Here is a 22,190-nt window from a genome sequence, read left to right as displayed (position 1 = left end):
AGTACAGTTTAGGATCACGTAGATTTCTAGAAGTAAAGGGGAAGATACGGTCGCAATTGGCATGGTGTTATGTATGGAATAATCGTTTCTATTCTTTCAGTATGATAATCGGTTCTGGGTAAGAGATGCTTAATGTATTATCTTTACTTCCTGTTCCAGTCACTTTGTTTATGTAGTTATCATTTATATCAATATGATAAGTACCTTGAGGTATCGTATTAGAGTGATTTCTAATCTCTTCCTCTAGCTTAGACAAGATTGATTGTTCTGGTTCGTTCCCTTGAACAGCCATATAGAGGTGGAGGGAGATTGTCACATCTTTATGGTTATAATCTGTTGACTGAAGTGCGTTAGCCCAATCACGTTTTGTTCGATTTGGATGATCAATATAGTCTTGTGAGATATCGATTAATGACTTGTCGAGAACAGCGGTTCTATAGTAGGGAGTGCTATACCCTGCACCGATGACCCTATTTAAAGCTTCATCCGTCACTCCTGTAATGGGATTGTGTTCCATGAACGCTTCAAGTAATTGGTCTAACTGTTGAAACTCATCCTCATAGACCCATGCATACAAGCCACTGGCAATCGCATTTTCAACCTTTCCTCCTTGAGAGAACACCTCATCATATAGGATTTCTCCTTGTCTAACTGGAACGACTGCGTAGGTATGGAAGTTCGGATTACTCTTAGATTCTACGTAGGCAGTAATCGCATCATTGGCAGCAGCTAGGTTATGTACCGTTACCTCTGTGCTATATTCTTGAGAGAAATAGTCTTTGAACGCTTCGTTGATATCCTTCTCATTTTCCCTAGCTAATTTCTCTATCGCTGGACTTGCATTTCTTAGCGTGTATCCTGTGCCGTCGTAGTCTTGCACAGATATGAAGGTCTCACTTTCTTTCGTTATGTCTGCTTCTTGTTTCATTGACGTCGTGCTCTGATTCTCATTTAGAAATCCACATCCCTCTAGAAGGAGGGTGGCAATAGAAATCAGAGGAAGAATAGTTCTCTTTATATTCATTCTTTATAGCATCCTTTCAACGTTTGAACGACCAAGGGAGCGATGAACATCCAGACTTATTCTAATACAAAATAAGGAAAAAGGATGTGCGACGATGGTCACTTTTACACTGGGCATGCATGAACATTTATTACTACCACAATGAATGAATAGGTAAACCTAATAAATGGAAATAGTGGGGCGGGGGGAAGAATTGTAGCCTCTTCAATACGAAATTGAAAGGTATAGTGAGCAACGATAGAGAAAGGGGGAGTTGTCAGGTTTCCAGATAAGAAAATAAAAAAGTTAGGGCAACAACGCCAAGGAGATCATCCATGACGTTGCTGCCCTATGAGTTAGGAATATCATTACCTATTTAATCTCAGGTGTCTTACCCGTTTCTACATAATTCTTTAGGAAATCACCTAATAGTTCTTTCCATCCAGCTGCGTGTTGTTCTTCCCATTCAGGATCGAGAAGGCCTACAGCATGGTGGGACAGTTTGAGCAACGTGTGATTACCATTTGCTTCTAACTTATAGGAGTAGGCGCTATTCACAGCTCCTTGCATCCCTAATAACCCATTCAGTCGAATTTCATTGTTCTCTGATGCAAACGTAACAGTACCCCATAAAGCATCAGCCCCGTTCGCTCCATGCTCAATAAATTGGCCTCCAGCCTTTGCGGATAAGGTCATGGTTGATCCTTCACCGCATAATCGGTAAGCCCACCACTGTCCAATATTCTCAGTCAACGCCTTGTATACATTCTCTTTGTTCGCTTCGATAAGAATTTCTTGTTCAATCTGAAATGTATCGTGTTTCATTGTTTCTTGTCTCCTTTCAGCAAGCTCTTTAATTTGTGTTAATGCGTGTGCATCATTCGATTGATACTTCGATACCCAGCGTCCGTATACTTGTTGGAGAGGAATGATATTGATGTAGTTCAGTCGAGTACGTCCTTCCCTCCGGATGAGAAGGAGGTTCGCTTCTTCTAAGATGTTTAAATGCTTCATGACCGCGTAACGACTAACATCAGGAAACGCCTCATCTAAGTCAGATGTACGTTTCGGTCCCTCTTTGAGTAAATCCAACATTGTCACACGAATCGGGTGACTTAATGCCTTAAACACAGCTGTGAGTTGTTCATTATTCATTAGAATCCTCCATACCCAACATGTTACCTTTAAGTAACTTGTTAATGTGACCTTATAGTAACATGTTTCTCTAGAGTGCTCAATAATTTTATTCCTGTCACCTTGTCCCATTTTGCGGAGGCACGCAATAGATTATGCGTAACCTACCGATTCTTCACCGAAGATTGTGTATTATAGTGAATTTAGAACCTTGAGAGGTTCTGATACATACTGTTTAGGAGGAGATTACATGTTTAATAAAGGTCGATTTAGCAAGTTTGTTGTAACGTCATTAATGGGAGCGGCTATTGTATTTGGGGCCGGTTCAAATGCATTTGCTTACAGTGATTCAAATTCTGCGGGCGTGCCTGGGCTTTCTAGTCATGAAATTGAATCGAATGTGTGGATTAGCACAGGGGCTTACTTCCAGACTCAGTCTTACCAAGTAAGCGCAAAATTCTTAGGTCAAAATCCTGATTACGGTGATTGGGTGAAAACTGCATGGGACATTAGCGCAAGTGGCCTTGGTGTTTCCATCGGCGGAGTAAGTGGAGGAACGGCAAGTGGAAATCATTTGACTGGTACTTGGACGAACAATGACACTTGGATTTCTGATTACTCAGGTACATACAACATCTCAGGAGTTCCTTATAAAGGTACAGCGACAAATACAGCATCTGTCTTTGTTGACGGTACGAAAGCATCTTCCACTGCATCCACAACAAGACTATATTAATAGGTTCAATATGGAGGAAGGGGATGGACCACATGGTTTATCCCCTTCCTTAATATAAAGGGAGGGATTATGGTATGAGAAAATGGTATGTAGGAATCTTGATTGCTTTGGTTTTCACCGTGGGAGGGGTGGTTCTTGTCTTGCAATCGAAAGAAGCGTCATCCCAATTATCCGCTGGTTCATTAGAGGAGGGTGATTGGGATGACGTTTCTGATAAGCTATTAAGCTCATGGAAAGAAAGTGGAGATTTTAGCTTAACGAATGGGTTAGAGGATATCCAAAGTCTTTATAACACTTATTATGGGAATGCTCTTTACGCGCTTCTTGGTGAAGAACTTGAGGTATGTTCGTATGTACATGAAGAAATGGCACACCGAGATTTCACAAATGCTTCAAATCTAGGGATTTTCAATGAGGTTGAAGCATTGTATGCAATTGATTCGTTGTTAGAACAATGTGAGATTCCAACCACAGATGTGTATCGGCAACAAATCAAGGACGTAGCTAGCCAAACGTTCATGAAAGATGCGGGTGTGTTCTTGGCGAAAGAGATGAAGAACTTTTCTGATGATCCGCAATATACAGGTGTGAAATTGAGTGAGACCTATCAAATGCTTCGAGTCATGGAGCGAAATAAAGTTGATACATCCGATTATAATAGTCGAGTAACAAATTACCTAGACAGTGTCGTTTCCAGAAATGGCAAATTTAGTCCTTCAAGAGCATATTTTCTAATAAATTCTTTTGATATACTTGGAAAACAAGACGCAAGTGTGGAGGTGGAAGAGCCGACTTTAGATGGTCAAGCAGATGTAAAGCGTATGGTTGAACTTGATTATTATACGAAACTATATCAAGGACGTCAGATTAAAGCATCTAGTGAAAGGATGAACAGAATAGAATCCTATTTGAAGGACTCTTTTAAATCTGATGTTGCTGATATTCAGTACGTGTATCGGAATATTTCAGCGTTAAGAAGTATTGGAGCATCTCTTCATACTTCAAATAAAAAGATCCTTTTGGATAATTTAAATCTTTATGAAGACAATGGACAATTTACGAAAATAACGAGTTACTCTGCAGACTTGAATCAAAATATGATGGGTTATTCGTTGCTTCATTGGTTACAAGGAACAGAGTATTCTAATTTAGCTCCCTTAGAAGACAAAGTTAGTTCTTATACATATCAAGATTTTAAAGATTTATCTGCCGATAAACAACTTAGCTTCCTGACGTTGCAACAAATATTGCGTGTTGATGTCTCATTCTTAGATCAAGCAGAGAGTTTCTTGCTTGAGGAGATTCGAAAGCCGATAAAGCAAGGAAGCATATTCCAATGGACGTATCAAGTTGAAGCGCTGCAGTTACTTAGGTCTCCACTAAAGGCTCACGAGTTACCTAATCAAGCTGAACAGTTGCTAGATTCTATTATTAATGGAAATAAGTATTTTAACCAACAATCCGAATTAGCTAACCGTGCGTTCATAGATGCAATGTCTCAGACAGATGCTTGGACAGATAAAGTGCATCGTGCAGTGAAAGGGTTTAGCGAAGAGGAAATTAAACCCGATTCTGAGGCAGCAGCTTACATGATTTACTATACCTATCATGCTATGCGACAAACAAGAATCCAGTACGATGATACAACATTGTTGAAGAAGCTTGATGCGTTGAGAAGACAAGGGGGCTATGCGGTTACAGATGAGGATTCCTATATGGATTTACGGTCTACTTATTTCACCATTAAGCTGATTAAAGAAATAATCATCGAAGATAAAGGAGAGTGAAAATTGGAACAAGCATCTACACACCCCATTATGTCTTTACGTCATATTACGAAAGACTATCATACGAACTCAGAAGTGGTATCCGTCTTAAACGACACGAATTTCTCAATCTATAAAGGCCAAATGGTTGTGATTATGGGGGCATCTGGTTCCGGGAAGAGTACATTGATGAATATTATTGGATTGTTAGATCGACCAACTAGTGGCGATATTTATTATGATAACGAGACAATCCATAATCTTGGGGATGAAAGCCGCACGAGTTTGCGAAGCAGTTCTATCGGCTTTGTGTTTCAGGATTACCATTTACTCCCACATTTATCGGCGGAAGAAAATGTATCGTATCCGCTTTATTTACATAAGGAAATCAAGTCTCAAGAACGGATACAGAAGAGTCAAGAAATGTTGAAACAGCTAGGCATGTACGAGCGGCGCCATCATTACCCTAAGCAACTATCAGGGGGAGAACAACAACGTGTAGCCATCGCCAGGAGCTTAGTTCATAATCCTGATTTAATTCTAGCAGATGAACCTACTGGTAATTTGGACAAACAGAATGAAGAGAGTATTATCGAACTGCTTCAAGCGATTACAAGAGAAGACAAAGCAGTCGTTGTGGTGACCCACAATGAAATATTCCAACACTATGCTGATGTATTCTATCAAATGGTAGAAGGGCAACTACAGGAGGTTTCATCACGTGCATAAACTGGACTTACTTACCCTTGGGTGGAAGAATTTCATCCGTCATGGGTTTAAGACAATAGGTCCCATTGTCATCATCTCCATTGGGTTGATTGTCTTTAATCTTGTCGCAGGTTTCTTTATGGGAGTAGAGAATTCCATGAATGAAACGGTTATAGAGAATGACCAATTGAAGTTTATTGAAGTATCTTCTAGCAACGAAGAAGCTTTGCAAAGTGAAGATGGCGAGGTATTACAACAAATTGATGGGGTCAGTGTTGCGTTCCCTTCTGAGACAGCGCTCGTAGGAGTTGAGAAAGAGAAGGAACGAACGAGTACTATGGTTCTTGGGGTTCCCACAGAGGCCCTTTCGTTTTTCACGGGAGAAGACCAGGTCTTCTCTAGCGAGGAGAGTGTTCTACTAAACGATAAGTATAAGGACTTCAAGGCTGGAGAAGAGGTTGAGTTGAGCTATACCGTGAAGGTTAAAGAAGGGGAAGGGGTTCGGTCGAAACTTTCAGCTGAAATTGTGGGAACTTACAAACAACCTGATTTACTTGGTTTTCCAGATAATCTATCACTGGTTCCAATTTCGTTAGTCAATCAAATAAATGCAAACTTTGAGCAAATGACGGTGGATGAATACACCGCGCATCATAAACCAGATCGTTATATTGTCATTGCCGAGAATGTTGAAGAGTTAGTTAATGTTGCAACTACCATTGAAGATAAAGGGTATACGACGAATTATGCGTTACAATCCTCGAAACAATTACCGGTGGTGGCTAAGTTATTAATTGGAGTAGGCGGTGCTTTAGCTGTCATTTTACTTGGGTTTGCAGCGGTGAGTATCAGTTCAATTATGAACCAATCTCTAAAGAATCGTTACAAGGAGATTGGGATTATGAAGGCGATTGGATATAAGAGAAAGCATATCACAAGCTTGTTATCTGTGGAGGTCCTGTATATTGGGCTAGCCTCATTCGTACTTTCTATTCTATCTTCGTATGTATTGATGTTCTTCTTTAATCAATATATTGAATCGAAGGACGGATTATCCATTTTATCTCTTACGTTCAACGGGAAGCTTGTTCTATTGAGCCTATTCCTAGTTTTACTAGTTAGTCTAGGGTCCAGTTATCGGGCCATTACTAAAGCAGCGAAACTTGACCCAGTCGAAACATTGAGGAGTGAATAACCCACATGAGAAAACAATTATTCCTTACCCTAGGCATTGCCTTAACTGCAGCGGGGTGTTCTTCAGACTCATTTAGTGAGACTCAATTTGATTCAGTTATTGAGGAGTCATTTGTAACGACACTGACGAATGAAGAGGAAAAGGTTATGATACAAGTATTCAATGAAACAGAAGGTGATTTCCATACGGAGTACCAGGCTTCAATTGGCACGTTGGACGATGTGAACTATAGTATTTCGTATGTACACGGCAATCGAAATATACTAGCTGCAAATGAAGTAGGAACTGTTAATTATACGCTGTATGAATCGACTTCTGAGCAAATTAGCAAATTAGGTACTCTTAATGAACCAGTTGGCAAGCTCGCGTCTACCGAAGAAGAAATTTATGTCATAACCTACAAAGATAGTAAGCCTGTGTTGAAGAAATATGCAAGTGATGATCTTTCTGAACCCATTGAAACTTGGGATTTAAATGGGGAAGTTGATGACATGAAAGTGAACCTGAACAATGGTGAGGTACTTGTCTGGAATCGAACAGAGTCAGGTACTTTCTTGAAAACCATTCAAGGGGATCAAATGGACGAACAGAAGCTATTTGATCAGCAGGTGAGTGGAAGCATCGTTTTCTCCCAGGATGAAGTTCTGATTGCGAAAGAGGAAGAGGTGAAGTTAGAAGGAAAGGACCAAGCTAAACAGGGTTATAACGTAATCTATAAATTAACAGAAGATGGATTGAAAGAGTTTGTGGCAACAAGAGAGACTCCACGAAAAATGGTAATTAACGATGGAAAGCTCTTTACGGTAACGGGTTCTCCTAACCAACCTTATGTAGAGATTTATGACATGGAAACTCAGGAACTCATGAGAGAACCTTACACAGTTGAGGGAGGCCTAGTAAGTGGAATGACTAAAGCAAATGAGACCACCTATTTGTATACAAATAAAGTGGTATACGATGTGAGTGAGTCTGAAATGAAAGTCGTCCATAGAATGGACTACAACCCTCGATTGGATACCGTGATTGAGCACGGATAGTGTCCATAGCATTATTCATACCTAACGCAAAACCCGCTACTTGTATGTAGCGGGTTTTCTATTTATGTACTTGGTTCGTTGGTAAGTGGAAGGTAACCAAGCTTCATTCCTTTAACGACGCTTTGAATTCTAGAAGTAACTTGTAATTTCTCGTAGATGACAGTTATATAATGTTCAATAGTTCTTCTGCTGTAGGAGAGTTTCTCAGAAATATCTTGATTTGTAAGGCCTTCGCTAATGTGGTGCAATAAATTAATTTCGAATTTGGTGAGCTTCTCTTCAGTAGAGCTGTCGTCGTTTTGAACAATAATACCTTCTGAGACTAGTTGTAAGTACTGAGCTAATTTCGATAGTGGTTCGTATTTAGAGATAAATGCCTTTACACCTATTTGAAACGCGTTTTGTTTATAGTGAGGATAATTGTAGCCCGTATAAATTACAACCTTCTGAGAAGGGTTATAGGTAAGAATGTTTTCTGCCAGTTTCATCCCACTCTCAGCCTTTCCGTCTTTGCGTTGGAGGTGCATGTCCAATAGGATAATATCAGGCGAGCATTCTCGAATAGTGGACATAAGATGATCACCATTATGCAGGCTTTTCACAACGGTAAATCCATCCTGTTGGTCGAAGTAGTGTACCATCCCACTCTGGATGGCTTGGTGGTCATCAACTAACATGAGTGTGATTTGCTGATTCATCGGTCTCCTCCAATTTGAGTTTAATAGTCATTTCACATCCGGAATTTCTGCTTCCAGCTATAAGTAATTGTCCATTGAGGGATTCTATATCATGTTTAACCGATGCTAAACCTATATGATTATCCTTAACATATTCCTCTATGGGTAAATCTTCATGCATACCAATCCCATTATCGATTACCGTGAAGTACAGATTGTTTTCTGCCATAGAACTATCAATGGTGATTTCGGTCGCCTGAGCGTGTTTAATCGCATTGGTTATTAACTCCTTCACGCTTCGATAGAGCGTGATAAGCGTAATTCGGTCTAACTCCGCTAGGTTTCCTTCTTCTAGTGAATTGTTCAATTCAATTGTTGGTGTAGAATTTACGAATTCATAATGAATGAGGTGATTGAATGCTTCCAGTAAGCCGAAATCATCTAAGACAGCTGGATAAAGATCGTAGCTCTTATCTCTAATCGTATAGGTTAGCTTCTCCAGGGTTTGGTGAAGTGTAGAAAACTCCTTAATGTGTTTCATAAGAAAAGCTTCATTGTTACTAGAAAATGTATCAAGGTTATGGTGAACTGCTAAGACGTCTTGAAGAACATGATCATGCAAGAAGGTAGAAAGCTTTTTCCTTTCTTTCTCAGCTATCTCAATTTGTTGTTTAGCTCGCTTTGGATTTGTGGAATAAAGGGGAGTTATTTGTTGCATGTAACCATGAACATATTCCTGATAATCCTCTAACAGTTGCTTCACTTCAAAGGCTTCTCCTAAGAATTGGGCAAAATCATTCAAGTGTCCAACCTCTTGTCTCTCGAAACGACTTTTATTCACTTTCTCTCCGATTAGCATCCAACCAATTAACTCGTCCCCCTCTATTGGAATACAAATTTGAACAAGAGAACCGTCTTTATGCTGCGTATTTGTAGAGAGGAAAGAAGACTTTAGCGCTTCTTCGTTCCCTTTATGGTTACCTGTGGACTTGATTCTAGGTAGGTCCCCTCTCAGAAGGATGGATGCACCTTCGACATGACACAAGATTTCTGAAATGGTGTGTAGTGCATGATCCATGACTCTATCTATTCGCTGGTTTGTCTCAATTTCTGTGAATACCCGTTTTCTATAGAATAAAGTAGGGTTCTGTTTCCTTGAGACTAGACTATGGTTGAGCCGATTTAAACTTATATACAGGAGTAACGTGAGGGAGGTAAATAAGAAGATATTAACCGTCCCAGGAATTCTAGTAATCAGCTCTATAGGATTGGTGTTGTACAACATGAGCAACTGATGACTTCCCCAGTAGAGGAATAAGATGCCCGCAACTGTCATTGAAAAGATTAATAACTTCGGTAAGTGAAGTGAAAGATCAATGGGATATTTCGTTACGGAAACATAGGAAATGGAAGCAGGAAACAAGATAGAGGGGATTAACAAATATTCAAATGTTATCAATGCTTCACCCTCATTCAAGAAAGGCACTAAATGAAATGTAATAACTGGCGCAAAACTTATCACAAATGCAACAAATAATATAGAGAACAAATTACGATATTGTCCTTTTCTTAGTGTGAATAACGGCTGAATTAAATGGATTATACAAATGATTGTATTCACTACAAATCCTGATAAAATTAAGTTTGCGAAAAGCGTGTGTGTAGTTATCCAATAAGCAATTGGAAGAGGGGAGCATACAATTGTAATAAATAGAAGAACCCTTTTACTCACCATATTGATTGCATTAAGATGTGGGAGGTAGGTAATCAGTAATAGAAGCAACAAAGGTACAACGTTAAGTAAAGAGAGCATAATGAAGCTAGCTTTCAAATTACCTATAGAAGAAGCGTAGGCACTTAAGATGATTGCACCAATGCAGAGATTAATATAAATCCCCATTCTTGAAGCTTTACCATTAGGTTGCTTCCAATAAATTAGAATTCCACTTAGTATGTAAAGCAAAGAAATAAAGCTCAACAATAGGCTGTATTTATATTTGCTTAGAAATGAGCTCTCCTCTAATGAAACGTGTTCTACAATATCTTCGTCCCAGTGTTTGAAAGTGAGGTTTGTAGCTTGTTCCAGAATACCCTGCTCAATGGTGTGATGATTTGCTGCATTCTCTGAGTCAACAGTTAGAATGGAGTCGTAGGGTTCAATTCCGATTGCGCTCCCCATGCCATCTGGTTGTACTTTAGTTACGATATAGCGATCATCCACATTTATGAGTTTAATTCCTATATATGGGCTAGAAAAGGCAGCAGACAACAAGTATATAAACAATAAAGCTGTAATTATGAGTGCAGTACGGGGAGAAAATAAATCATGTAATTGTTTTATAATAAGCTATACCTCTTTCAATCCAAAAAGTTCATAAAACTGTTTTCGATGATGGTGATCTGTCCATTTAGACATGAGGTCCATTCCCTCATTGAAGTAGACATTTATAAGGACCTTCGTATACTCAAAAAGGCGATTAACTTCCAAGTATTCTAGAATACTTGGTCTAATCTCCTCTATAGAAGTCGAATCCTCTGCCTTTTGTAAGAGGTGGAGGAGCTTTTGGTCTTGTTGTTTGGAGTACTCAATTCCTCTGATAATTGGAACAGAAGCTTTCATTTGTTCTAAGTCTGCTTTTTTAGGAGAGTAGATTCCTTGGATATCATTAGAAAGTTGAGCTGCCACTGCAATTTGGTTGCCTGCTTTAGCAAGGATTTGACAGTCTTTCTCTTTTAGTTCAGCCAGATGCCCGATGGATTTAAACACAATCTCATATAGTTTTCCTGATTTGTTCATGACCATGTTCAAATATTCTTCTTCATTCACACAATGGTAGGTAGTGATATAGTCTTCCCACTGACCAAGCCACGCCATTTCCAAGCAACTGATGAGATTTGTTAATAGCCTCTCTTGAATCTTATCATTCCAGTGAGATTGTCCAGCTTGCATAAGGTTCTGTATAGATTTGGTATAGAGATAATTCCCTAACATCATGAGTTCTTCCCTGCTTATTCCGTAATCCTCATCTTGGTCTATGGCATGATCCAACAGCTCTGCGCTGGATTGTAGCATTCGATTGGAAATTAATAAGGGTTCTACTCTTTCTAAATTGATAGAGAACATGTTCTTCAGAAGCAGTATGAGGCCATTCCACACTTGGTCACTTGATTTTGTAAGGGTTCTATTAAGCGGGGTTACGAGTTTGTCCCGAAGTGATGTCGGGCAACTCTCTAAACATACTTCACGAACTCGATTGTGGATGGTTTCTGTTATGTAACTACCCATGTGTTCCCATCCATCGTAATAAAATTCTCAACCTCGGATTGATTATTTTGATATCTTAATAACTCATCTTTCTCTATTTTTGTTAAACTCTGCGTCTCTTCTTCTTCCACGTTATTCTTAATAAAGCATTCCCACAGCTGATCTGACACGTGCAACTCCTCCTTTGAATAAGAATCCAATTTACAAAAAATAACTGGGTAAAAATGAATTACATGTAAATTTTAATATAGAGATTGGCCCTCATCAACTTACTATCGTCATGGTTAAAAAGTCTTGTCGGGACAGTGGGACAGGTTCATTGTCCCGCTTAGGGGATACTTAAAAACATAGAGTAGAGCTACGCAAAAGAAAAGAGGTAATTCACAATGGTCCTGCAGTAAAAGTAAGGTTTTGAATTGTAATAATATGGTATGTTTCTAAGGGGTTTTATGATTAATATTCTTTCGTGTTGTGTGTGGATACGGGTGGGATAGAACGAGGATGAAATGAGGTTAAGAGTTGAAGGGCATTCTTCAGTCTAGCTAGGGCTTGGCGGAAAGTGAATCAGGCAACAATCAAAGATTTCATGTGTAAGCACATTGCAATCATTATGAGTGGAATAAATTATTCAATTCAACGGGCCTTAGCTCGCTTGCCTCTACTCTGAAGAAGCTTTTAAGTGTAGTGTTTGTATCCTTTTTAATTTGACTGTTAGTAGGTTGTGGAATGTTTTGAAGATGGTTATGCCACCAAATTGCGAATCGATAGGCTGTATGCTCATTAAATGAAGGAAGTTAGAAAGGATTTAGCCAGTTGAATGGTGAACTGTACAGAGATGGGAATGATGACGTTGATTACAAGACCTAGTAGTAAGAGTGGCGCATGCCTACTTATAATTCTATTTATCATGGTAGGGTGTCAGGAGTCTGAGGAGTTTGTGACGGACCCTGAATTACTTGCACCTCAAGAGCTACCGGATGTACCTGCGCTGAAAGATGAATTCACAAGAGAATTTATCACGTCAGTGGAACAGACAGAAGGAGGCTATTATCCATTTGAATCAGGAACTCACCAGTACCGTTTCTGCATTTGGGGTGAAGGGGTGGTAGGTCAGTCAAGCTATTCTATTGAAGAAGAGCGGTTCGAGGCAATCTATATTGGAGTGGGCAAACAGCAGGTGAACACTCGGATTCGAATAGAATATTATGGAGATGAGGTATACCCCAGCCTAGAGACAAGTCAGTTTACTTTAGAAGGGACAGTTGGGGAAGAATTAGCTTTTACAAAGGAAGAGATGAAGAATTCTGCCCTGTTCTTAGCGCCCTATAAGAACGATGATCCGAAAAGGAAAGGCTACGTGGTCATTATAGACAATCCGAATCGTAAAGAGAGCTTATGGATTCGATATTCGATTGAATTAAAAGATGAGAACAATGGTAAGAAAGCGGAGATTTTTGAAGAAGAGACTGCAAATTTCTATAAATGGCTGAATACCGTGGAATTTATGGACAGTAACTAAATGGTCGATTCGTTCAAGTATTAAAAACAAAATAATAGAAATATATCGTAGTGATAAAGGCCTAGAAACCCAATATAATAGAATTACCTGATTATAGAATAACATTCAGGCAGTTTGAAGTATTGGAGGTGCTGCATGAATAAAGAAAAGAAGCCGATGTACTATGATGGAAGTGGAAGGTTGCCTAATTCCGTAACGAAAAAGGGGCCTGAACAGGCCGAAGGAGTGGATTTGACGAAAGAGGTCAGAAGGAATATTGGAGCGAATCCGTTTCGCACTCCGTAATAGTTGAATAGACGCAGTTACGTACGTCGAAATACATAAGTAACCTACATTGTTTGATCGATCAAGGGAATTGACTATCAACATAATAATGAAAGAGGACAGGTGCTCAGGATATAGGTACCTGTCTTTGTTAATGAATGAGGAGAAGGGGACGTTGGGGATTCATTTGGGTAAATGTAGAGGGTTGTGAGCGAAGAGAGAGGTGGAATAATTGTATAATTGTCTGTTCTCTATACTGTAGGGATTTCTTGTGCAGGTTCTTATGGAAGTTCTGAGACTTGCTTCGTCCTATTGACACTTTCCCTTCTACGCGCAATAATAGGTACATATAAATAATTGAGAATTATTATCATTCATTGTGAGGGGAAATCCATATGAATTTATTGAATGCAATTCAAGAGCGACGTTCGGTTCGTAGTTTCAACAAAGAGACAGTTCCGAATGAAACGATTGAACGCTTGCTTGAACTGGCCTTATATGCACCAAATCATAAAATGACGCAACCATGGCGATTTGTAGTATTAAATCGTGAAGACCAAGTAGAGTTCTTTCACTTTATCCAAGCGAATAAAGCGCGCAAGAAGGGTGAAGAGGAACCTGAAAGAAAGCCATTAGCAGAAGACGCACCAAGCCATATCATCGCCATTGTGATGAACGTGAATGAGAATGATAAATTACATCGTGACGATTTCGCTGCGACGGGAAGCCTAGTCCAGAACTTCTCCTTACTCGCGTGGGAAGAAGAAATCGGCGTCGTGTGGAAAACGCCTGGCTTAATCCATGAACCAGAGTTTCACGAATTCTTAGGCGTCAATGAAGGGGAAGAAGTAATTGGGCTATTATGGATCGGCTATCCAGAAGTCGTACCAGAAATCAAGCCCCGTGAAACACTCAAAGTCCAATACGGACTACCAAGTAAATCATAGCGGGACAGGGGGACAGGTTATTTGTCCCGCTTCTTTAAAGCAGGGTAAGAGGGAAGTCCCCCTTGCCCTGCTTTTTTATGTTCTGAGATTAGTGAAGAATGGGAGGTATTAAAAGCCATAGTAGAATGAGCTCTGAAACCCGAATATGGTCGATTCATCCATTTAAAGTTCCTCTAAGAATAGACTGGGGTGAGACGCTGTTCCTGTCCCTTTGTCCCAGTTAATGAGATAGGATGTATAGCATCCCTATTTGAACCAGCTTACCTTTCAATAGGTAAGCTGTTTTTTTGTATGCGGTTATGGTGGAACATTTCGTTTCGGGAGTTCAAGATGGATTTCTTAAGAAAGGTTTTGAGCTAATTTATCGTTATGAATAGAGGGGATATACATTGGCAAAGGTGTCGCAAAAGCTTATTATAAACCCGCATTAAGGAAAAAGATTGTAGTTTTGAAAATAAAAGTAAGTGGTATAAATTAAGTAGCGATTTAGTGCATATTACCTCCTTCTTTATGCTGATTTTCTTTTAAACAAAAATAATTTGAATCCCATACCTTTAAGAGTCGTAAAATTCAAGTAAAATAATTGTGGGAAACTTGGTGGAAGGAGATGGGGATGAAATTGAAAAACATGATTAAAGTATTGTCTTTAATTAGCCTACTTATAATGGGAGGTTGTCAAATGTCTAATGATCAAGTGACTGATCCTGAGGAAGTCGCTGCTGAGGATTTGCCTGATGTACCTGCATTTAAAGATGAGTTTACTAGAGGTTTTTTGACATCAATTCAGGAGACAAAAGATGGATTTTACCCATTTCTTTCTGGGACGGGTAATTATGAAATGAGTTTACCCGAGGATGGCATCGTAAGTGAAAGAAGTTATTCCATTAAAGGAGATTATATAGAAACAGCGTATGTAGAAGTTGAAAAAGATGAAGTCATGATAAGGATTAGATTCGAGTACTACGGTTCAGAAGCTTATCCAGACCTAGATACAAGTAAATTGGCTTTGGAAGGTAGTGTTGGAGAGAAATTGGATTTCCAGAAAGAATCGAAAGAAAATCATACCGTATTTCTTTCTAAATATAGAGAAGGAGATTCGAATAAAAAAGGCTTCGCAGTAATCGCAAAGAGAGAGAACACCGAGAGTTTATGGATTAGGTATAAAATTGAATTGACAGAAGAGAATACCCCGGAAAAAGAACAAATCTTTAATCAAGAGTCCAACTATTTCCATAAATGGCTGGAAACAGTTAAATTTACTGATTAATAGAAAGGGGGTTTGTGTCTGAAATGCTGTTAAATAGTGACAAAATCAGGTTGAGGCTTCTAAGTGAAGAATATAAAGAGCTTAGTGCAAAAGAAATGGAAGAAAGCATAAGACTTATATACATAGAAGAGACTGGAGAGAGATTTACAGGGGAGATTCATATACACAAAAAGGAAGATGCTTCCACGGGTTATAATGGTACGGCGGTTCATTTCAAGTCGGAAGAGGAGAGCGTGGATGAGTTATACATCATTTCTCAGGGTACTCAAGATCAAGTAGATTGGAAGTATAATATAAAATCAATGCTTGCTGGTATATCCTACTCTCAATCAACCTCTACCTTACAATTCGTGAAAGAAGTAAAACAGAATATGAATCTTCCTTCAGATGTTTCGGTCATAGGTTTATCGCATTCATTAGCTCACAATAACAATGTCGCTGCTCATTTAAGAGGCGATGTATTTGATGCTATTTATAGTATTAACGGTGCTCAAATTAATTATTATCAAATGTTTCATGCAGATGAGAAATTTTCAGAAGAAGTAATAAATCATTTCGGTGTTAAGAATGAAGAAGAAATTTATGAAGTTGAACCTGAAAAACTCAAACGGTTTGCTGAACAACATTACGAGGATAAATCGGATCACATACACCAACTGATTTCAACAGATGATCCCTTATATGGGGTGAGTGGAGTTAGGGGGTTTTTTAATCTAGGTGAAACCCACTTTGTAGATACGAATTCAGAGGTGAATGGACTAAGGTCAATTATGGACGGGGTTCCAGACGAGGTTGTGAAAGACCTGCAGAGCTTAGCTATTCAATACACGGAAGCATCGGAACGTGGTGGGCAGGATGCTGTGTTGAAAGAAATACTGGGTGTGGATATGAGTGTACTTGTTCAGAAAGATGTATGGGGGTACGGAAATGCTTACATATCTGGAGAACTTGAACCGGCTATAAGAGAGGCCAACGAAAAGATTGGGCCATTGTTGGAGCAAGTGAAAAATGTAACTTCTAATTCGGATATTATTACAACGAGGTTGGTAGAAGCAGGTTATATTACAGAAGAAGAGAAGAAGATTATAGTCGAAGAGATGGGTGTTATCGAGGAGTCGCTCGTTGAATCCAAGAAGCGTCTAGATTTATATAGTTCAATGTCCGAACAAACAACGCCTGTTCTAGGTGACGGTGCTTGGTTGCTAGATACAAAAGGTAGAATTGAGAAGGAATTAGAGAAGATTGAGGAAAGTGGTCATAAACTTGACCCGATTTTATCAAAACTTGGTGAAGAAATAGTGTCCAGTCATGGCATACCTGAGATGTTAAAGGCACTCTCATCTGGAGATACCACTTATGAAGGAACGGATATGGTGATGAGCACGATCGTAGGTGGGAAATCGATACAGATTAATTTAACGGCTGCTATGCGTATGTATGAAGATGGGAGAAATAAGTTGCAAGAAAAGTCGGAGCTTATCAACCGTTTAGAATTATCGGCTCAACGGTTGGTTCATGACGATTACCATAATGAAAAATTACGAGTACTTAGGGAAATAGCTGACTTAGAGCAAAACCCTTCTTATCATGCTTATCTTCTAGGAAGACATGCTTCTGGTTATTATGGTGGCAACAAGCGTTTGCAATCAATTGAAGTACACGAGGATTTACCGAGATTACATCAGATTGATTTATCCGACGCATTTCTCAAATTACATAAAAGTGTGCAAGAAGGCTATGACGCATTGGAGAAATACCGTAAATCTGTGGAACAATTATTTTCAGAAGAAGAGAAGGTGTCGAAATTATTTGATCTGGTTGGAAGTTATGCAAATAACTGATAAAGAGGAGGGAGAAGATGAGAGATACACACCAACTAACTGTAACGGACAGGTTGTTACCCTATGAGAGTCAGCTATACAAAGAAAAGGAACTTATTTCGATTCTAGAGGAGATTCAGGTGGTAGATGAACAATGGCTCTCACTTATTAGGGATATGTTCGTTGAAGAAAGTCAAAAAGGAGATATTGTAGAAGCCATGATGGATTTGACGGATAACTTGTCTTCTTCCAACAAGTTATTGGTTGAGGCTATAGAGGTAGATTTATCAAAAACGATTAGAATGCTAGACCAGCAGGTGGATCGCTTGAAGGAGCAAAGAATGACACTAACCTATGAGGAGCAGCCTAGAGCATTCTAGTTGCTTCTTTTTTTATGTTCTGAGATTCGTGATGAATAGGGGGTGTTGTTGTATTCCAAATTATAGTAGAATGAGCTCTGGAACTTGAGAGTGGATGAATCATCCATTTAAAGTTGCTCTAAGAATAGACTGGGGTGTGAGACGCTGTACCTGTCCCTCTGTCCCCGAAAGGAGTTGTGTGTGTATGGGAGAAATCGCTTGGGTTGATGTGTTCTTTCAAATAACATCCTTCGTTATGATTGCTGCGCCGGTTGCAGTGTGTATTGCTGTAGTGATAAAGAGAAAAAAGTATACATAATGGAATAGAACTTTGGGGTGGATGCTCTAAAGTTTTATTTTTAGGTTCGAAATAACTTCTTCATTAAATAGGAAATAAACTGGTTCATTTCTATATGAATTTAACGAAAAGGTAGGGATTCCGTGGATCGTGTATATATTCATACTATCAACATTTTAATAGGTGTAGCTTCAATCGGGATTAGCTTCATTCTGGCTTGGGTCATGATGGCATTCGCTCCTGAGGGAAACGATTTGTACAGCTTAATGCCATTCCTCGTCATCGCCATATGGGGAATTGGGTATGCCATCCAACTAAACGTGGAGAAGACAAGAGTAATCTTACTTACGCTAGTTGTGGAGTGTAGTCTCTTGTTTATCATTATTTTCTACGAAAGATTATTTCAATAGCGGGACAAAGGGACAGGTTCATCGTCCCGCTCGCACCCAGGATAGTGGGACAAGTAACCTGTCCCCCCGTCCCGGCGGAAGGAGGTGGGGTTGAAATTGAAGAACATAGTTAAAGTAGTGTCTTTAATTAGCCTATTTATAATGGGTAGTTGCCAAATGTCTAATGACCAAGTGACCGATCCTGAGGAAGTCGCTGCTGAGGATTTGCCTGATGTACCTGCATTTGAGGATGATTTTACTAGGGGTTTTCTTACTTCTATAAATGAGACAAAGGAAGGCTATTATCCTTTCTTATCAGGCACAAAGAAGTATGAAATGGATTTTCCGGAAGATGGTGTGATTCATGAAAGAACTTACGCGGTAGATAATAAAAATGCTGAAGGTTTTTTTATTATATTAAAAGGAAAAGACTCAAATTATGAAATCGATATAGAGTATTATTCTTTTAAATCGCCTAACAGATTGGACCATACGATGGAAAATATAAAGAAAAATATTGAGAAAGAACTCGATTTTGAAGAAATTGATACTGATCCTCAAATAGAAACTTATATAGCTTCATATGAATATCCTGATGGGGAATTTGGATATGTTGTTATCGCCCAACATGAACATTCAGGTGCCATTCAACTTACATATAAGGTAGAGTGTGACGAATCGGATAAAGATTGTAATCTACAAAAAGTGAAAAAGATAGTAGAAAGTTGGGCAAGCTCTATTAACTTCATCAATGATTAAGAGAGAAGTGCAGAGGAATTGTATATTATTTTGCTAGAAAGAAAGATGTTCAGGCTGCAATGATTTATGTTTTCTCCTTCTTTATGATGGTTGTTCTATCAAACAAGAATTTGACCCCCACGTCTCTAAGGAGCGCAAAATTTAAGTGAATTACTGTGGAAAACTTGCCAGAAGGAGGTGGGGTTGAAATTGAAGAACATAGTTAAAGTAATGTCTTTAATTAGCCTATTTATAATGGGGAGTTGCCAAATGTCTAAGGACCAAGTGACCGATCCCGAGGAAGTCGCTGCTAAGGATTTGCCCGATGTACCTGCATTTGAAGATGAGTTTACTAGAGGCTTCTTAACATCGACTCAGGAGACTAGACCAGGATATTATTCTTTCTTGTCTAAAACAGAACAGTTTAAAATGGATTTTCCTAGGAATGGTGTAATTGGTGAACAGAGTTATTCAGTTGAGGAGAATAACTCTGAAGGGATCTATATTGGTATGGACAATGACGACTCAAATATAAGAATTTTCTTGGAGTACTATGGACAAGGTACTGAGCCTAGCCTTGAAACGAGTATATCCACACTGGAAGGTTCCGTTGGTGAAGATCTGACGTTTAAGGAACAGAAAACTTATCCTTATGATCTATATTTAGCGAGTTACATAAATGATAATCCTAAAAGAAAAGGACTCGTTGCTATTTTAGAGAATAACAACGAGGTTTTATGGGTTAGGTATACAATTGAGTCGTTATATAAGGGTGGAAGTGAACAGGTGTTTACAAGGGAAACTGAAGAGTTTATGGAATGGATTAAATCTATTGTATTTCAGGAAGGGTAGGAGGTCGTTCTTTAACGTTCTTCAAATTCCCGTTTGCTTAGAAGTATAAGTGAGGAATATAAAGAACTTAGATTTCTCTAAATATCGTGATAAGTTTAGCACCTTGCCGGTGATTTATAAGTTGAAGAATGAACTGTCCGCTACTGATAGCTGGCAGTTTTTTTGTTGTGACAATTAACTCGATGACATGTATGTATAAATTTGTCTAATAACTTCTTAACCCCTGTCTATTTGTTTACTTTTTGAAAAAAATAGGTTATAAACTAGGTAATTAGTGGTAATTAAGATTTGGGGGAGTGGTGAGGAGGTGTTCGAAATCTTAAGTTCTAGGAGTACTATTCTTAATTCGATCCTTACTCTTCAAGGAGATATAGAGCAGAATGGTCAAAATATTGAGCGTTTAGAGAAAGCGAAGGGAGAAATTGTTGATAAACAAGCAGAGCTTCAATTCAATAAGGACTTAGTGGATGGACCTGAATTGGGAGCTTCCATTTGGACCGGGGAGCATGCCACTACGTTTCTGTCTATCCGGGATGAGCTAGTTGTCTCCATTAATTACATGTGTAATACAAGGGTGGAAGATATGTTAGATCATATTGGGGCAGAGGTTGAGCGGTTGAGGAGCCTGAATAGTAGTTTAAGTGATTCAATAGCTTCCCTAAACAGACAACTTGATTCTTTAGATGATGCTTAGGAGGGTGAATGTATGGCAGAGATTAAAGTCGTTACAAGTGAGGTTAATCCAATTCTTGAAGAGCTCAAGGGACATACAGCAGGGCTAGATACATCTAAAGTTGATGTGAACTTTGGGGTGAATGTTATGGAGTTAGCGGAACGACTCATAAATCTTGAACAGAGGTACAATGAAATTTATAAGGCTTATCGAGAAAGCCTGCTTAAGGTAGAAGCAGATGTTAAATCTAATCTAGAGATGTTTGTGGAGAAGGATAGAAGGTTGGCGCATCAATTGAAGGGATAAGGGGTGTGAGAGGAATTGAAGGTGCTAGATGTATCTATAGTTATAGATGAATTAGATAAGATTTCAAATAAGAGAGAGTCCGAGAAAGAGCAAGTGCTGACTCTTAAGAAGAGCATGGATAGCTTTATTGGCTTAGAGAGCAGTCTGAAAGGTTCAGGAGGGAATGCCATCCGAGCTCATTTCGCGGAAATGCAAGTGCCCCTCAATATCCTTCTTCAACAATTTCAAGATAAATACATAGAAACTTTAGGATCGATTAAAGATGAACTATTCTCCTTCGAAAGCCGTGAAGCGTTTCTAAGAGAAGACTTTATGACGAACGATGTACAAACAGGGCTTGAGAAAGTTGATAAGATGACAACAGACCTAATTGAAGGCATTAACGATGATTATGTCTCAATAAGCGATCTAGTACCATTTGAGCGCATCAATCTTACTGATTTCTCTAGCATTGTAGAAGAGGGGAAGGAACATATCGAAGATACGACGAAAAAGTTAATTCAAGTCGACAAATCCTGCGTGAATCTGATAGAAGATGCAGAAGCGACATTAGATCAATTATCTAGCTTCGTCACAAAGATGCAGACATGGACGAAAGATGGCGTGTTCTTAAGTGATCAGGAATATAAGGAGTTAGAGAAGTTCTATAACGAATCAAATGTCATGAAAGAAATCATCGAAAATGCTGAAGATCTATCCGATGTGGACGATAACGATAATTATATGAACCAGGTAGCAAATATGTTGGAGATGGCGAGTAAGACAACCGGTGTGAAAGATGTAATAAAGAATAGTTTGGGCTTTGCTGTGTTGAGCTCTGGGATGTTGAAAGTAATTGAAGATGGTAAAGGTAATTTGATAATTAAAGCATCAGCTAAATGGAAACAGGGTTCAAATGGGAAATATGTGTGTAGTGCAAAATAGAAGTACAGAGATGTGCAACCTAAACGTACATAACTCTGCACTTCTTTTTTAGATAAAAAAAGCCTTGCCAGCCATCCAATATAACTCTACTGTAATTGGTGTCGAATCAAACACAGTGGAGGTCGAAAGGATTGCTAGCAATGACTAAGATTAATCATATCAAAACTATACGAAATCATGAAGACGTATCTATAAATGAAATTGCTCAAAGAGCTCAAGTGAATTGGCGTACCGCCAAGAAATATGCGGATGAAGAGCAGGTGCCACAAGAAAAACAGGTGATCAGAAAAGGAATGATGTATGAGGAACATTG

At 39.0% G+C, this 22,190-nt stretch carries 23 protein-coding genes; 17 read left to right on the top strand and 6 right to left on the bottom strand.

Annotation, left to right across the window (positions count from 1 at the left end; genetic code table 11):
- Window positions 1-88 precede the first annotated feature (88 nt).
- Both H513_RS0116475 and H513_RS20530 read right to left on the bottom strand, forming a co-directional pair.
- Window positions 89-1,024: a DUF1672 family protein gene (locus tag H513_RS0116475; RefSeq protein ID WP_026801708.1), complete on the bottom strand. Its 936-nt coding sequence runs from the start codon at window positions 1,022-1,024 to the stop codon at window positions 89-91.
- A gap of 351 nt (window positions 1,025-1,375) precedes the next feature.
- A complete protein-coding gene (locus H513_RS20530; protein WP_036770535.1) occupies window positions 1,376-2,158 on the bottom strand; it encodes an SRPBCC domain-containing protein in 783 nt (260 codons plus the stop codon).
- Between the two features lie 229 nt (window positions 2,159-2,387).
- Here H513_RS20530 and H513_RS0116465 point away from each other — a divergent pair, with 229 nt between their 5' ends.
- The 5 genes from H513_RS0116465 to H513_RS0116445 all read left to right on the top strand — a co-directional run bounded on the left by H513_RS0116465 (window position 2,388) and on the right by H513_RS0116445 (window position 7,579).
- A complete protein-coding gene (locus H513_RS0116465; RefSeq protein ID WP_026801707.1) occupies window positions 2,388-2,873 on the top strand; it encodes a hypothetical protein in 486 nt (161 codons plus the stop codon).
- Between the two features lie 74 nt (window positions 2,874-2,947).
- Window positions 2,948-4,660 carry a prenyltransferase/squalene oxidase repeat-containing protein gene (locus H513_RS0116460; RefSeq protein WP_026801706.1) on the top strand — a complete coding sequence of 571 codons (1,713 nt, stop codon included), beginning with the start codon at window positions 2,948-2,950 and terminating at the stop codon, window positions 4,658-4,660.
- A 3-nt stretch (window positions 4,661-4,663) separates the two neighbouring features.
- Window positions 4,664-5,368 (top strand): ABC transporter ATP-binding protein, encoded by a 705-nt coding sequence (locus tag H513_RS0116455; RefSeq protein WP_026801705.1) that lies wholly within the window; start codon window positions 4,664-4,666, stop codon window positions 5,366-5,368.
- On the top strand, window positions 5,361-6,542 hold the full coding sequence (locus H513_RS0116450) for an ABC transporter permease (RefSeq protein ID WP_026801704.1): 1,182 nt from the start codon (window positions 5,361-5,363) through the stop codon (window positions 6,540-6,542). Before H513_RS0116455 ends, H513_RS0116450 begins: the two co-directional genes overlap by 8 nt.
- A 5-nt stretch (window positions 6,543-6,547) precedes the next feature.
- Window positions 6,548-7,579 carry a hypothetical protein gene (locus H513_RS0116445; RefSeq protein ID WP_026801703.1) on the top strand — a complete coding sequence of 344 codons (1,032 nt, stop codon included), beginning with the start codon at window positions 6,548-6,550 and terminating at the stop codon, window positions 7,577-7,579.
- Window positions 7,580-7,641: 62 nt separating this feature from the next.
- Here the strand turns inward: H513_RS0116445 and H513_RS0116440 are convergent, their stop codons facing one another.
- The 4 genes from H513_RS0116440 to H513_RS21720 all read right to left on the bottom strand — a co-directional run bounded on the left by H513_RS0116440 (window position 7,642) and on the right by H513_RS21720 (window position 11,691).
- Complete coding sequence (locus H513_RS0116440; RefSeq protein WP_026801702.1) at window positions 7,642-8,277, bottom strand: response regulator transcription factor; 636 nt, start codon at window positions 8,275-8,277, stop codon at window positions 7,642-7,644.
- The gene (locus H513_RS0116435; RefSeq protein ID WP_026801701.1) at window positions 8,246-10,477 is read right to left on the bottom strand and encodes a sensor histidine kinase; all 2,232 of its coding nucleotides are present in this window, start codon (window positions 10,475-10,477) and stop codon (window positions 8,246-8,248) included. Before H513_RS0116435 ends, H513_RS0116440 begins: the two co-directional genes overlap by 32 nt.
- A gap of 126 nt (window positions 10,478-10,603) precedes the next feature.
- A complete protein-coding gene (locus H513_RS0116430) occupies window positions 10,604-11,329 on the bottom strand; it encodes a polyprenyl synthetase family protein (RefSeq protein WP_197057420.1) in 726 nt (241 codons plus the stop codon).
- Between the two features lie 197 nt (window positions 11,330-11,526).
- On the bottom strand, window positions 11,527-11,691 hold the full coding sequence (locus H513_RS21720) for a hypothetical protein (protein ID WP_154655280.1): 165 nt from the start codon (window positions 11,689-11,691) through the stop codon (window positions 11,527-11,529).
- Between the two features lie 647 nt (window positions 11,692-12,338).
- Here H513_RS21720 and H513_RS0116420 point away from each other — a divergent pair.
- From H513_RS0116420 to H513_RS0116360, 12 genes are all read left to right on the top strand, one after another.
- Window positions 12,339-13,040 (top strand): hypothetical protein, encoded by a 702-nt coding sequence (locus H513_RS0116420; RefSeq protein WP_154655279.1) that lies wholly within the window; start codon window positions 12,339-12,341, stop codon window positions 13,038-13,040.
- Between the two features lie 135 nt (window positions 13,041-13,175).
- On the top strand, window positions 13,176-13,325 hold the full coding sequence (locus H513_RS21935; RefSeq protein ID WP_169449941.1) for a hypothetical protein: 150 nt from the start codon (window positions 13,176-13,178) through the stop codon (window positions 13,323-13,325).
- A 374-nt stretch (window positions 13,326-13,699) separates the two neighbouring features.
- Window positions 13,700-14,251, top strand: a complete 552-nt coding sequence (locus tag H513_RS0116410) for a nitroreductase family protein (protein WP_026801698.1) — start codon at window positions 13,700-13,702, stop codon at window positions 14,249-14,251.
- A gap of 679 nt (window positions 14,252-14,930) precedes the next feature.
- Window positions 14,931-15,518: a hypothetical protein gene (locus H513_RS0116405; protein ID WP_026801697.1), complete on the top strand. Its 588-nt coding sequence runs from the start codon at window positions 14,931-14,933 to the stop codon at window positions 15,516-15,518.
- A gap of 23 nt (window positions 15,519-15,541) precedes the next feature.
- Window positions 15,542-17,359 carry a DUF6792 domain-containing protein gene (locus H513_RS0116400; RefSeq protein ID WP_051240085.1) on the top strand — a complete coding sequence of 606 codons (1,818 nt, stop codon included), beginning with the start codon at window positions 15,542-15,544 and terminating at the stop codon, window positions 17,357-17,359.
- Window positions 17,360-17,376: 17 nt separating this feature from the next.
- Window positions 17,377-17,718 (top strand): hypothetical protein, encoded by a 342-nt coding sequence (locus tag H513_RS0116395; RefSeq protein WP_026801695.1) that lies wholly within the window; start codon window positions 17,377-17,379, stop codon window positions 17,716-17,718.
- 420 nt (window positions 17,719-18,138) lie between these two features.
- Entirely contained in the window at window positions 18,139-18,405 is a 267-nt protein-coding gene (locus H513_RS0116385; RefSeq protein ID WP_026801694.1) for a hypothetical protein, read from the top strand.
- 90 nt (window positions 18,406-18,495) lie between these two features.
- Window positions 18,496-19,143: a hypothetical protein gene (locus H513_RS0116380; protein ID WP_026801693.1), complete on the top strand. Its 648-nt coding sequence runs from the start codon at window positions 18,496-18,498 to the stop codon at window positions 19,141-19,143.
- A 249-nt stretch (window positions 19,144-19,392) separates the two neighbouring features.
- Window positions 19,393-19,974, top strand: coding sequence for a hypothetical protein (locus tag H513_RS21020; protein ID WP_154655278.1), 582 nt, complete (start codon window positions 19,393-19,395; stop codon window positions 19,972-19,974).
- 307 nt (window positions 19,975-20,281) lie between these two features.
- Window positions 20,282-20,668 carry a YwqH-like family protein gene (locus tag H513_RS0116370; RefSeq protein WP_026801691.1) on the top strand — a complete coding sequence of 129 codons (387 nt, stop codon included), beginning with the start codon at window positions 20,282-20,284 and terminating at the stop codon, window positions 20,666-20,668.
- Window positions 20,669-20,680: 12 nt separating this feature from the next.
- Window positions 20,681-20,953, top strand: a complete 273-nt coding sequence (locus H513_RS0116365; RefSeq protein WP_026801690.1) for a DUF5344 family protein — start codon at window positions 20,681-20,683, stop codon at window positions 20,951-20,953.
- 21 nt (window positions 20,954-20,974) lie between these two features.
- Window positions 20,975-21,877, top strand: a complete 903-nt coding sequence (locus H513_RS0116360; RefSeq protein ID WP_161625319.1) for an LXG domain-containing protein — start codon at window positions 20,975-20,977, stop codon at window positions 21,875-21,877.
- Window positions 21,878-22,190 lie beyond the last annotated feature (313 nt).

Origin of the sequence: Pontibacillus halophilus JSM 076056 = DSM 19796 (assembly GCF_000425205.1) — a bacterium.
In the GTDB taxonomy this organism is placed as follows: Bacteria; Bacillota; Bacilli; order Bacillales; family BH030062; genus Pontibacillus_A; species Pontibacillus_A halophilus.
Note: the sequence above shows the minus strand (reverse complement) of the source record. Positions and strands in the feature narration are given on the sequence as shown.

Bases quoted from the DNA above. Each gene is read 5' to 3' on its own strand.
- H513_RS0116460 (WP_026801706.1), top strand. From the start codon at position 2,948: ATGAGAAAATGGTATGTAGGAATCTTGATTGCTTTGGTTTTCACCGTG.
- H513_RS0116400 (WP_051240085.1), top strand. From the start codon at position 15,542: ATGCTGTTAAATAGTGACAAAATCAGGTTGAGGCTTCTAAGTGAAGAA.
- H513_RS0116395 (WP_026801695.1), top strand. From the start codon at position 17,377: ATGAGAGATACACACCAACTAACTGTAACGGACAGGTTGTTACCCTAT.
- H513_RS0116410 (WP_026801698.1), top strand. From the start codon at position 13,700: ATGAATTTATTGAATGCAATTCAAGAGCGACGTTCGGTTCGTAGTTTC.
- H513_RS21020 (WP_154655278.1), top strand. From the start codon at position 19,393: ATGTCTAAGGACCAAGTGACCGATCCCGAGGAAGTCGCTGCTAAGGAT.
- H513_RS21935 (WP_169449941.1), top strand. From the start codon at position 13,176: ATGAATAAAGAAAAGAAGCCGATGTACTATGATGGAAGTGGAAGGTTG.
- H513_RS0116440 (WP_026801702.1), bottom strand. From the start codon at position 8,277: ATGAATCAGCAAATCACACTCATGTTAGTTGATGACCACCAAGCCATC.
- H513_RS0116475 (WP_026801708.1), bottom strand. From the start codon at position 1,024: ATGAATATAAAGAGAACTATTCTTCCTCTGATTTCTATTGCCACCCTC.
- H513_RS0116465 (WP_026801707.1), top strand. From the start codon at position 2,388: ATGTTTAATAAAGGTCGATTTAGCAAGTTTGTTGTAACGTCATTAATG.
- H513_RS0116365 (WP_026801690.1), top strand. From the start codon at position 20,681: ATGGCAGAGATTAAAGTCGTTACAAGTGAGGTTAATCCAATTCTTGAA.
- H513_RS0116430 (WP_197057420.1), bottom strand. From the start codon at position 11,329: ATGCTACAATCCAGCGCAGAGCTGTTGGATCATGCCATAGACCAAGAT.
- H513_RS0116420 (WP_154655279.1), top strand. From the start codon at position 12,339: ATGGTGAACTGTACAGAGATGGGAATGATGACGTTGATTACAAGACCT.
- H513_RS20530 (WP_036770535.1), bottom strand. From the start codon at position 2,158: ATGAATAATGAACAACTCACAGCTGTGTTTAAGGCATTAAGTCACCCG.
- H513_RS0116445 (WP_026801703.1), top strand. From the start codon at position 6,548: ATGAGAAAACAATTATTCCTTACCCTAGGCATTGCCTTAACTGCAGCG.
- H513_RS0116405 (WP_026801697.1), top strand. From the start codon at position 14,931: ATGTCTAATGATCAAGTGACTGATCCTGAGGAAGTCGCTGCTGAGGAT.